This is a genomic window from Flavobacterium sp. MMLR14_040, from assembly GCF_033657265.1.
In the GTDB taxonomy this organism is placed as follows: domain Bacteria; phylum Bacteroidota; class Bacteroidia; order Flavobacteriales; family Flavobacteriaceae; genus Flavobacterium.
Genome location: NZ_JAWVWO010000008.1, coordinates 223,109 through 236,106, shown reverse-complemented (window position 1 = coordinate 236,106; position 12,998 = coordinate 223,109). Strand labels below are relative to the sequence as shown.

The 12,998-nt window shown below is 34.3% G+C and carries 8 protein-coding genes; 6 read left to right on the top strand and 2 right to left on the bottom strand.

All coding sequences use genetic code 11. The features are described 5' to 3' along the window. The first annotated feature begins 9 nt into the window (after positions 1-9). The 6 genes from SD960_RS13085 to SD960_RS13060 all read left to right on the top strand — a co-directional run bounded on the left by SD960_RS13085 (position 10) and on the right by SD960_RS13060 (position 11,423). The gene (locus SD960_RS13085; protein WP_318803745.1) at positions 10-963 is read left to right on the top strand and encodes a Fic family protein; all 954 of its coding nucleotides are present in this window, start codon (positions 10-12) and stop codon (positions 961-963) included. 99 nt (positions 964-1,062) lie between these two features. Beyond that, positions 1,063-3,897 carry an excinuclease ABC subunit UvrA gene (gene uvrA / locus SD960_RS13080; RefSeq protein ID WP_318803743.1) on the top strand — a complete coding sequence of 945 codons (2,835 nt, stop codon included), beginning with the start codon at positions 1,063-1,065 and terminating at the stop codon, positions 3,895-3,897. A 616-nt stretch (positions 3,898-4,513) separates the two neighbouring features. Beyond that, complete coding sequence (locus tag SD960_RS13075; protein ID WP_318803741.1) at positions 4,514-4,873, top strand: cupin domain-containing protein; 360 nt, start codon at positions 4,514-4,516, stop codon at positions 4,871-4,873. 191 nt (positions 4,874-5,064) lie between these two features. After that, on the top strand, positions 5,065-5,793 hold the full coding sequence (locus SD960_RS13070) for a TIGR00730 family Rossman fold protein (RefSeq protein WP_042564981.1): 729 nt from the start codon (positions 5,065-5,067) through the stop codon (positions 5,791-5,793). Positions 5,794-6,072: 279 nt separating this feature from the next. After that, positions 6,073-8,823, top strand: coding sequence for an aminopeptidase (locus tag SD960_RS13065; RefSeq protein ID WP_318803770.1), 2,751 nt, complete (start codon positions 6,073-6,075; stop codon positions 8,821-8,823). A gap of 188 nt (positions 8,824-9,011) precedes the next feature. Further along, on the top strand, positions 9,012-11,423 hold the full coding sequence (locus tag SD960_RS13060; protein ID WP_318803739.1) for a thiamine pyrophosphate-dependent enzyme: 2,412 nt from the start codon (positions 9,012-9,014) through the stop codon (positions 11,421-11,423). Between the two features lie 245 nt (positions 11,424-11,668). On the opposite strand, the gene SD960_RS13055 is transcribed toward SD960_RS13060, so the two are convergent. Together SD960_RS13055 and kdsB are read right to left on the bottom strand one after the other, a co-directional pair. After that, the gene (locus SD960_RS13055; RefSeq protein ID WP_318803738.1) at positions 11,669-12,031 is read right to left on the bottom strand and encodes a hypothetical protein; all 363 of its coding nucleotides are present in this window, start codon (positions 12,029-12,031) and stop codon (positions 11,669-11,671) included. Between the two features lie 98 nt (positions 12,032-12,129). Continuing rightward, a complete protein-coding gene (gene kdsB / locus SD960_RS13050) occupies positions 12,130-12,864 on the bottom strand; it encodes a 3-deoxy-manno-octulosonate cytidylyltransferase (protein ID WP_318803735.1) in 735 nt (244 codons plus the stop codon). Positions 12,865-12,998 lie beyond the last annotated feature (134 nt).

Sequence of the window (12,998 nt, the reverse complement as noted above, 5' to 3'; positions counted from 1 at the left end):
TGTAGGATTATGTGGAATATAGACGTAACATACAGAGAAGAATTTCAATCAACTTTTGATAGATTGTACCAAAAAAGGCTTGATTTGCAAAACAGCAGACCATTGCCCAATATCGCTTTGCATAAAATCCGTGAAAGTTTATCTCTCGAATGGACATACAATTCAAATAGTATTGAAGGAAATACCATGAGTTTGCGCGAAACCCAAATGGTGATTCAGGAAGGAATTACCATAAAAGGAAAATCGCTTCGAGAACATTTTGAAACGCACAATCACGATAAAGCAATTGATTATTTATATTCTATTGTTGATGATAATTACAACCTTAGAAGCATTGATATTCTTTCTATTCACGGATTAGTTTTACGTTCAATCGAAGATGATTTTGCAGGACGATTAAGAAATGGTGGCGTTCGAATTTCAGGCGCAAATTTTATGCCGCCAAATGCTAATAAAGTCTCCGATTATCTGGATGAACTAATTGATTTTATTAATACAAATCCGCTGGGTTTAAATGATATTGAACTGGCAACAATTTACCATCATAAATTAGTCTGGATTCATCCTTTCTTTGATGGAAATGGCCGAACAGTTCGTTTAAGTATGAATTTATTGTTGATGCGTTGCGGCTTTCCACCGGCAATTATCCTTAAAAATGATAGAAAAAAATATTACGAAGCGCTTAATCAGGCCAATAATGGCAACTATCAAAAATTAACGCTATTGATGTGCCAGGCACTTGAACGTACACTCAATATTTACTTAAGCGCCATGCCTGGAAGCAGTTACGATTATCAACCGATAATTAATATTGTGAGCGAACCAGAAGCTCCATACGGTCATGAATATGTTAGTTTGTTGGCCCGAACAGGAAAAATAGACGCTTATAAAGAAGGCCGAAATTGGTACACAACCAAAGAAGCCATTGAAGAATATATGGCAACCAGAAAAAGAAAACGCTAACTTAGGTTGGCGTTTTTTGTTACTAATTGTAACATAAAGTTTTGTTTTCGAGTATGAAAAGAATAAATCAAAGTGGTAACTTTGCGTTTTGCTCAAATTATGTTAGAAAAAGACAATACTATTGAAGTTCTTGGTGCAAGAGTTCATAATCTAAAAAATATAGACATTTCTATTCCGCGTGAAAAACTGGTTGTTATTACCGGTCTTTCAGGTTCGGGAAAATCTTCTTTGGCGTTTGATACGATTTATGCCGAAGGACAGCGTCGCTATGTTGAAACGTTTTCAGCTTATGCCAGACAGTTTCTTGGAGGCTTGGAGCGTCCTGATGTTGACAAAATCGACGGACTTTCGCCGGTAATTGCGATTGAACAAAAAACAACAAGTAAAAGTCCGCGTTCGACTGTAGGAACTATTACCGAAATATATGATTTCCTGAGACTTTTATACGCTCGTGGAGCTGATGCTTACAGTTACAATACTGGCGAAAAAATGGTTTCTTATTCTGATGATCAGATTAAGGATTTGATTATGCAGGATTTCAACGGAAAACGTATCAATATTCTGGCTCCGATTATTCGTGCCAGAAAAGGGCATTATGCCGAATTATTCCAGCAAATTACCAAACAGGGATTTTTGAAAGTTCGTGTAAACGGTGAAGTTCAGGACTTGGTTTCAGGAATGAAATTAGATCGTTATAAAACGCATGACATTGAAATTGTTGTGGACAGAATGTTGATCGAAAATACCGAAGACAATCAAAAAAGATTGGCAGAAAGTATCAATACTGCAATGCATCACGGCGAAAACGTTTTGATGATTTTAGATCAGGATACAAATGAAGTACGTTATTTCAGTAGAAATTTAATGTGTCCAACAACCGGAATTTCCTATCAAAATCCCGAACCAAATTTGTTTTCGTTTAACTCTCCAAAAGGAGCTTGTCCGCATTGTAACGGATTGGGAACGGTTCACGAAATCAACATTAAAAAGATTATTCCAAATCCTAAATTATCCATTAAAGGTGGTGGTTTTGCGCCTCTTGGCGAATATAAATCCTCCTGGATTTTTAAGCAATTAGAAGTTATTGGAGAAAAATTCGGGTTTAAAATTACGGATCCGATCGAGAAAATCCCCGAAGAAGCCATGAACATGATTCTTCACGGAGGAAAAGACAAATTCACCGTAAACTCAAAAGATTTAGGTGTTACAAGAGATTATAAAATAGATTTTGAAGGAATTTCACATTTCATCAAAAATCAATATGATGAAAGTGCTTCGACAACTATAAAACGTTGGGCAAAAGATTTTATGGACGAAGTAAACTGTCCGGTTTGCGAAGGTTCTCGCTTGAAAAAAGAAGCCCAATTTTTTAGAGTTAATGGAAAAAATATCACCGAATTGTGTGATATGGATATTTCAGATTTAACGGCCTGGTTTCAGGATTTGAATAATCATTTAACAGACAAACAACTTTTGATTGCATCAGAAGTCGTGAAAGAAATCAAAGACCGTTTGAACTTTTTGATGAATGTTGGTTTGAATTATCTGGCTTTAAGCCGAAGTTCAAAATCACTTTCCGGAGGTGAAGCGCAGCGTATTCGTCTGGCAACACAAATTGGTTCGCAATTGGTTGGTGTTTTATATATTCTGGATGAACCAAGTATTGGTTTACACCAAAGAGACAATGAAAAACTAATTAAATCGCTGGAACAATTACGTGATATTGGAAACTCTGTTATTGTTGTTGAACATGATAAAGACATGATCGAAACAGCAGATTATGTAATTGATATTGGTCCGAAAGCGGGAAAATATGGTGGAGAAATCATAAGCATCGGAACGCCGGCAGAAACTTTAAAGTCTAATACTATTACCGCTCAATATTTGAATGGCACAATGAAATTAGAGATTCCGAAAGAACGCAGAAAAGGAAACGGAAAGTTTTTAAAACTAACCGGAGCAACTGGAAACAATCTCAAAAACGTTTCTATTGAATTGCCTTTAGGACAATTGATTTGCGTGACAGGAGTTTCAGGAAGTGGAAAATCGACTTTGATTAACGAAACGCTCTACCCTATTTTGAATGCTTATTATTTTAATGGTGTGAAAAAACCACAGCCTTATAAAAAGATAGAAGGTTTAGAACATATTGACAAAGTAATTGATATAGACCAAAGTCCGATTGGTAGAACGCCACGTTCAAACCCAGCGACTTATACAGAAGTTTTTACCGAAATCAGAAACTTGTTTACCATGACTTCTGAAAGTATGATTCGTGGTTACAAAGCAGGACGTTTTAGTTTTAACGTAAAAGGCGGACGATGTGAAACCTGTGAAGGTTCCGGAGTTAGAACAATCGAAATGAACTTTTTACCAGACGTTTATGTAGAATGCGAAACGTGTCAGGGAAAACGTTTCAATAGAGAAACACTGGAAATTAGATACAAAGGAAAATCTATTTCGGATGTGTTGAATATGACCGTTGATGAAGCAGTTCCGTTTTTTGAAAATATTCCGAAGATTTATAGAAAAGTAAAAACAATTCAGGATGTTGGTTTGGGATATATTACACTTGGTCAGCAAAGTACAACACTTTCCGGTGGTGAAGCGCAGCGTATAAAATTGGCCGGAGAATTGTCTAAAAAAGATACCGGAAATACATTTTATATTTTGGATGAACCTACAACAGGTTTGCATTTTGAAGACATTCGTGTTTTGATGGACGTAATCAATAAACTGGTTGATAAAGGAAATACAATTCTGGTTATCGAGCATAATATGGACGTAATTAAACTTGCCGATTATATTATAGATATTGGCCCAGAAGGTGGAAAAGGCGGCGGACAATTGATTGCCAAAGGAACTCCTGAAGAAGTAGCTAAAAATAAAAAAAGCTATACGGCTAAGTTTTTGAAAAAGGAATTGGAGAATTAATATATGTATACAAAAATGGACGGATTAAAATCCGTCTCTACAAAATAGAACGAGCCGAAGGCTCTTTTAAATTATTTTCAACATTTTAAAAAAAATGAAGGAAGAATTATAAATCTTTGAAGAACAAAAATAAATAGTTTTAAACAGAATTGAAAAAATATAGGGCTTCACCTGAAAGAATGTTAAACTGAGATGAAGTTTCAGATAGCTTAGTTGTAAATCTGATCAATTTAAAATAATTATCTGTATCAAAGTTCCAGAGGAACGAAATGTTTGTAGCAACGGATTTCAATCCGTTGAAAATATTACACACCCACACAACCAAGTTCCTGAGGAACGAAATATTGGCAGCAACTCAACAAAGATTGGAGATTTTGATTGACGACTTTCTTACTGAGATCCCTCGTTCCCCTGGATGACAAAAAAAGAATAGATCTGTTTTTATAAAAATTCATTAATCATTTGATAATGAATTCCAAACCTAAAAAAAGATTTATCATACGTTACATTTAAATTAATAAATACCCATTTTTGTAACAATTCTTAAAAAAAGTACTAATTTAGTACGCCCTTTTTGTCAAAGCTTATTTGATTTTGAAAGGTTAAGATAAAATCTATGAATCTAAAAGAGAAATTCAGTAATGTAGATCAATATTTTTCGCCAAAAATAATTGATGAAGTAAACGATCAATATATTAAAGTAGCTAAAATAAAAGGTCAGGAAGTTCCGTGGCATAATCACGAAAATGAAGATGAATTATTTTACATTGTTGATGGCGAACTTTTAATGGAAATTGAAAATGAACCCTCTTTTACCATGAAAAAAGGAGATTTATTTGTTGTAAAAAAAGGCGTAAATCACAGGGTTTCATCCGTTGACGAATGTTTAATAATGCTGATTGAATCAAAAACTACTGAACATACCGGAAAAGTCAAAAGCAACATTACGAAATCAATTGAGGAACAAACGTATTAAAAGACAATTCTTCTTTTTATAAACGATGTTTCTTTTGAAAACGAGTGCCCTAGCCCTGATGGGAGCGGCATCCTTTTGTGCCGGGGTTCGGCACAAAAGATATAGTGGACAGCAGGAATCAGCTCCTTCTTCTGACTACATTTAAAACGACACAGCTAGAAATAAAAATATAAATAATTAAAATACCTAAAATGAGATTAGAAGATTTTGATAATGATGAGGATAAAGTAATTCAGGACCGTTTGAAACAAAAAACGTGGAATGAAATCAGAACCAATGACAGCTGGGCGATTTTTAAAATCATGGCCGAGTTTGTAAACGGTTACGAAAGTATGGGGCGTATTGGTCCGTGTGTTTCGATTTTTGGATCGGCGAGAACAAAACCAGAGGATAAATACTATTTATTGGCCGAAAAAATTGCTTATAAAATTAGTAAAGCCGGGTATGGCGTAATTACAGGCGGAGGGCCTGGAATTATGGAAGCCGGAAATAAAGGTGCCCATTTAGGTGGCGGAACTTCGGTTGGTTTGAACATTGAACTGCCTTTTGAACAACACTTTAACCCTTATATCGACCACGACAAAAACCTTAATTTCGATTATTTCTTTGTGAGGAAAGTTATGTTCGTAAAATATTCACAAGGTTTTGTGGTGATGCCGGGAGGTTTTGGAACTCTTGACGAAATGTTTGAGGCGATAACTTTAATTCAGACCAAAAAAATTGGAAAATTCCCAATTATATTAGTTGGTGTTGAATTCTGGTCTGGTTTGATTGATTGGGTAAAAACAGTTTTGGTTGAAAAAATGCAAACGGTTAGTCCTGACGATTTAAACTTATTTAAAATCGTAGACACTGAAGATGAAGTAGTTGATGTTCTGGATAAATTCTACAAGAAATACGATTTAAGTCCGAACTTCTAATTTTTAAGTTATATAGTAATTTAAGTTAATCTAACTTTAATAAACGGAGAAAAAATTGCTTAAATGATCAAATAACGTTAAGTCTTACAAAAAATGAAAGCTGTTTTTTAAAACAGCTTTTTTTATGCTATTTTTACAAAAAACCAAAACGAGTTTATGCACGTAACTTAAGTGATATCCTTTAATACCAAGTCATCATTGAAGCCATTTTATAGAAACATTTTAGTTATTTTAGTTTTATTCAGCTCGACAAAACACTACGCACAGCATCAATCTAAGATGGAAGTGGCTGTAAATCTTGAGCTTAAAACACTGAATGTAAAACAAGATATCACCTATTATAATACTTCAAATGATTCTTTGAGTACGATCGTTTTGAATGACTGGAATAATGCTTTCTCTGATAAAAATACGCCTTTGGCTAAACGTTTTTCGGATGAATTTTACAGAGGTTTTCATTTGGCGAAGGCCGCTGAAAGAGGAAATACTACAATTTTGAATCTTTCTGATTCTGATAACTTGGCTTTTGAATGGGAAAGAACCGATAAAAACCCGGATTTTATTATCGTAAAACTGAAGCAAAAGTTACTTCCCGGCGAAAAAATTGAACTTCATCTTACTTACATATCTAAAATTCCGAGTGATAAATTTACGCACTATGGTTTCGATCAAAATGGTGGAATGAGTTTAAAAAACTGGTTTTTAAGTCCGGCACGTTTTGAAAATCATAGTTTTGTGAAAAACAATAATTTTAATCTTGATGATATTGCAAATGCCAGTACAGATTATGAGATTGAAATAAAAATTCCGAGTCAATATTCGATTACGACTGATTTGAATTCGGTTTCAAAAGACAATGCGAACTCTTCTTATACTAGTTATCTTTTTTCAGGATCGAACAGAACTGATTTTAATTTCTTTATTGAAAGACAAAATACTTTTAGAAGTTACACCAATGGCTCTTTAGAAATTCTTTCAGACTTAAGAAGTAAAAAAATCAGCGACATTCAAAAAGCAATTATCATCAACAGGGTCGTGACTTTTGCGAGTGCGTTTATTGGAGAATATCCACATCAAAAAATTACGGTTTCTCAGGCAGATTATGATCGAAATCCATTTTATGGGCTCAATCAATTACCATCATTTATTAGTCCGTTTCCGGATGATTTTATCTTCGAAATTACTTTCTTAAAAACGTATCTGAATAATTATTTGAAAAACAGTCTGCGACTGGATCCGCGAAAAGACAATTGGGTTTATGACGGAATTCAGATCTATGCCATGATGAAATTTATGGAAGAACAGCATCTGGATCAAAAGATGTTAGGTAAACTTTCGGACATGAAGCTTTTTAAAAGTTATAATATTACCAACTTATCTTTTAATGAGCAATACAGCTATTATTATATGCTGATGGCCAGAAAAAATCTTGATCAGCCTCTTGGTGATCCAAAAAACACGCTGATTAAATTTAATGAGCAAATTGCCAGTAAATACCGCGCAGGTTTAAGTTTAAGCTATCTGGATGATTATTTAAATAATGGTGTTGTTCCTGAAAGTGTTCAGGAATTTTATAATTTGAATAAAACGGAACAGACAAATCGATATGATTTTGAAGAAATACTAACCAAAAAGAGCCCTAAAAATATCGATTGGTTTTTTAAAACTATAATTGATTCCCGTGATATTATCGACTACAAATTCACGAATGTTTCGAGAACAAAAGATAGTGTACAATTTTCTATAAAAAACAAAACCGGTATTTATGCCCCAATTCCGGTATACGGAATTAAGAAAAATGAAGTCGTTTTTAAAGAATGGATTGAACCCAAAAATAATGATACAACTTATACGTTTGGACGAAAAAATGCGGATAAAATTGTAATTAATTATGATAATGAAGTCCCAGAGTACAACCAAAGAAACAATTGGAAATCATTAAAAAATCTGGTGATTACAAACCGTCCGATAAAATTTAACTTTGCCAAAGATTTAGAAGATCCGTATTATAATCAGATTTTATACATTCCAACGCTGACTTATAATTTATATGATGGCTTTATGCCGGGAATACGTTTTCATAATAAAACAATACTCGACAAGCCTTTTAATTTTGATATTAATCCAACGTATTCGATTAATACGGAAACTTTAACGGGTTCATCTGCTTTTTCATACAGTCAATATTATAGAAACAGCACACTTTATAATGTACGTTACTCTATCAGTCAGAATTATTTTCATTATGCTCCTGATGCTACTTATCTTAGATTGAATCCGATGGTTCAGTTTCGAATTCGGGAAGAAAATTTCAGGGACAACCGAAAACAATTGATTTTGTTGCGTCAGGTTATTGTAAATAGAGAAGCAAGTACTTATATAACAGATAACTCGAAACCAAACTACTCTATTTTCAATGCCCGGTATTCGAACACAAAGACCGAATTAATCAATCATTTTAATTTTATGACTGATGTGCAGTTTTCTGGTGATTTTGGAAAATTGGCCGCAGAAGTAGAATACAGAAGATTATTTGACGATAATCGAAAATTGAATTTGAGATTATACGCCGGAAGTTTTTTATACAACACAACCAATTCAGATTATTTTAGTTTCGGTTTGGATCGTCCAACTGATTATTTATTTGATTATAATTTTTACGGAAGATCAGAAAGCACGGGATTTTTCAGTCAGCAATATGTAATGGCAGAAGGTGGTTTTAAGTCAAAAATAGAACCTCGATATGCCGATAAATGGATGACCACTTTAAATGCCAGTTACTCGATCTGGAACTGGATCGAAGTTTACGGAGATCTTGGTTTTATGAAAAACACACATGAAAATGAGCGTTTTATATATGATAGCGGTATCAGATTGAATTTGGTAACCGATTATTTTGAAGTTTATTTTCCGGTGTACTCGAATAACGGCTGGGAGATCTCTCAGAACAAATACAACGAAAAAATTAGATTTGTGGTTACACTCTCTCCAAAAACATTAGTTACACTTTTTACCCGAAAATGGTTTTAATTCAATAAATTTTACACAAAAACATAAATTATTGTTATTAGAAACAGAAAAAACTTAAATATTACACAAAAAATATACGTAGTTTTAGCAATTTAATTATAAATAATTAAATTATATTTATTTTAATGAATTATGATTATTGATACTTTTTAATTAATTTTGCTGCGTAACATGACCCATTTGAGATTATGATTAAAGAACACAACAATACTACACTTACTTTCGAAGATTTCAAAACAGAAGTAATGAAAGATTACAGAATAGCCGTAACAAGCCGTGAATGTAGCCTTTTAGGTCGTAAAGAAGTATTGACGGGAAAAGCCAAGTTTGGAATATTTGGTGATGGAAAAGAAGTGCCGCAGCTTGCTATGGCAAAAGCTTTTAAAAACGGAGATTTCCGTTCTGGATACTATCGCGACCAAACTTTTATGATGGCTATTGGCGAATTGACTCCAAAGCAATTTTTCGCTGGTTTATACGGTCACACCGATTTAGAATATGATCCAATGTCTGCCGGAAGACAAATGGGCGGACACTTTGTAACGCACAGTTTGAACGAAGACGGTTCATGGAAAGACTTAACACAACAAAAAAATTCAAGCGCAGATATATCTCCTACAGCCGGACAAATGCCAAGATTATTGGGATTGGCCCAGGCTTCAAAAATTTACAGAAATGTTGATGGTATTACTATTAAAGACAAATTTTCTGTAAACGGAAACGAAGTTGCCTGGGGAACTATTGGTAACGCAAGTACATCTGAAGGTTTGTTTTTTGAAACCATAAATGCTGCCGGAGTTTTACAAGTTCCGATGGTAATGAGCGTTTGGGATGATGAATACGGAATTTCTGTTCACGCCAAACATCAAACTACAAAAGAAAATATCTCTGAAATTTTAAAAGGATACCAACGCGACGAAGACTCAAAAGGGTATGAAATTTTTAGAGTTAAAGGATGGGATTATGCTGAACTGGTTTCAACTTATGAAAGAGCCGCAGCAGTTGCAAGAGAAGAACATGTTCCGGTTTTAATTCACGTTAACGAATTAACACAACCACAAGGTCACTCTACTTCTGGCTCTCACGAACGTTATAAAAACGGAGAAAGACTGGCTTGGGAGAGAGATTTTGACTGTATTCGCCAAATGCGTTTATGGATGATTGCCATTAATATTGCATCGCCGGAAGAATTAGCGGAAATTGATTTTGAAATCAAAAAAGAAGTTCTAGAGGCTAAAAAAGAAGCGTGGAATTCTTTCATCAACCCAATTATTGAGGATCAGAAAAATCTTTTGGCTTTATTGGAACAAATTGCAGCAGCAAGTATCAACCATAAAGAAAGAATTCAAAAATATATCTCAGAATTAAGCGCCATAAAATCGCCTTTGAAAAAAGAAATGCTTGCGATTGCAAGAAAGATTTTACGCTTTATTGAAGTTCCGAACAGTAAAGTACTGTTATCGAACTGGATTACGAACTATATTGAAATAACACAAGGAAGATTCAGCAGTAATTTATATTCTGAATCAGACAAAAATGTATTTTCTGTAGAAAAAGTGCTTCCTAAATATGCAGATGATGCAAAAGCAGATCTGGACGGAAGAATGATTTTGCGTGATAACTTTGACGCTTTGTTTACCAAATATCCTGAAACTTTGATTTTTGGTGAAGATGTTGGAAACATTGGAGACGTAAATCAGGGTCTTGAAGGTATGCAGGAAAAATACGGAGAACTTCGTGTTGCCGATGTTGGTATTCGTGAAGCTACTATTATTGGTCAGGGTATTGGAATGGCTTTGAGAGGTTTACGTCCAATTGCCGAAATTCAGTATTTAGATTATTTACTGTATGCCATTCAAATCATGAGTGATGATTTGGCTACACTTCAATACAGAACTGTTGGAAAACAAAAAGCACCATTAATTATCAGAACCCGCGGACACCGTCTTGAAGGTATCTGGCATTCTGGTTCTCCAATGGGAATGATCATTAATGCTATTCGCGGAATTCATGTTTTGGTTCCAAGAAATATGACGCAGGCTGCAGGGTTTTATAATGCTCTTTTAGAATGCGATGAGCCTGCTTTGGTTATTGAATGCTTGAATGGTTATCGTTTAAAAGAAAAAACGCCTTTGAATTTTGGTGAATTTAAAACGCCAATTGGTGTTATTGAAACATTAAAAGAAGGTTCAGATATTACTTTGGTTTCTTACGGATCAACTTTAAGATTGGTAGAACAAGCTGCAACTGAATTACTAGATTTAGGAATTGATTGCGAAGTGATTGATATTCAGTCTTTACTTCCGTTTGATATTAATAAGGATATTGTAAAAAGTATTGCCAAAACAAACCGTTTGTTAGTAATCGACGAGGATGTTCCTGGCGGAGCTTCAGCTTATATCCTACAACAAATTCTGGAAGAGCAAGACGCTTATAAATATCTGGACAGCAAACCACAAACACTTGCTGCAAAAGCCCACAGACCTGCATACGGAACTGATGGTGATTATTTCTCTAAACCTTCTGCCGAAGATATTTTTGAGAAAGTATACAGCATGATGAATGAAGCAAATCCTTCTAAATTTCCTGTTTTATACTAGGGATTTTGATTTGGTTTTCGATATAAAAAAAGCTTCTAGACAATTGTTTAGAAGCTTTTTTGGTTTTGTGTGTCTTTGCCAGTTCGTCGCGGCGAAAGCAATCTTACTACTATTTGTGAATTTAATATTGTAATTTTCAGGAGCTAATCCCGCTATCCGTTTCAATCTTTTGTGGCGAACCCCGCCACAAAAGGATTTCCACTTCTATCGGGGCTATGCACTCGTTTTTATAAGATATCTTAAATTTATTTATCTAAAAGACTTACACTATAAATTAATGTCTTCTTTCTAAATACAAGCATATCAGTTGATTTTTTTCTCTTTACTAAACTATCCCCTACAATTAATTCTATATTGCTTTTTGGGAAAAAGTTTACCATATTTTCTCCGTTCGAAAGTTTAACTATAGGATTTCTATGTTCGCTATAATCAACATACGTTTCAATAACAGTAGTTCTAAACTCATTATTTAAAATTTCATCTCTTTCTACATCTTCAAAATATCCAAAAAAATTTAATACTATTATTAAACTAAAGACGAAAATGAGCATTCCGCCAATGACAATCTTATCTTTTTTCCTAAATATTTCATTTACATCTTGAGCCATAATAAAATTTTATTTCCAAAAAGTAGCTTTACTAAAATCCGTCAAAATCCGCGTCTTCGCGTTAGCGAATCAGCGTCATCCGCGTGCCATCCCGCAATCTATTTAGATGCCAAAATACCTCTAGCCTTCTCCAAATCCTCAGCCGTATCAATCCCGATTCCAACATGCGTTGTCTCCACCATTTTGATTCGTTTTCCGAATTCTAAATAACGAAGTTGTTCTAGTTTTTCAGAAGCTTCTAAAGACTTCATCGGTAAACTATAAAAATCTAACAAAGCTTGTTTTCTAAAAGCATAAATCCCAATATGTTGAAAATAACGTACTCCAACGTCTTTGTCTCTCGGATACGGAATTACAGAACGTGAAAAATACAACGCAAACTGTGATTGATCGACCACCACTTTTACATTGTTAGGATTATTGATTTCGTCTTCATTAGTGATTTCTCTCATTAACGAAGCCAAATCAATTTTGCGTTCTTCATCATTTTTAAAAACTGATAAAACCTGTTCCAGAGGTCCGGCTTCTGTAAAAGGTTCGTCACCTTGCACATTTACCACAATATCTACATCAAGATTGGCTACGGCTTCTGCTATTCGGTCGCTTCCAGATTCGTGTTCTTTGATGCTCATAATAGCTTTTCCGCCATTCGAAACGATTTCATTATAGATTAAATCTGAATCGGTTACAACAAATACATCATCGAACAAATTTGTAGCTACAGAAGCTTCGTAAGTTCTTAGAATTACCGTTTTACCTCCTAAATCCTGCATTAATTTTGCAGGAAAACGTGTTGATGCATATCGCGCCGGAATTACAGCTATTATTTTCATTTTTATGTCATTGCGAGGAACGAAGTAATCGCATCCTCATAGTTATTTTTATTTTTTTTTATAAATCTTTGTGAATCTCTGTGAAAACTTGGCGGATCTCTGTGGTAAAATTATAACACAAAGTTACACGAAGA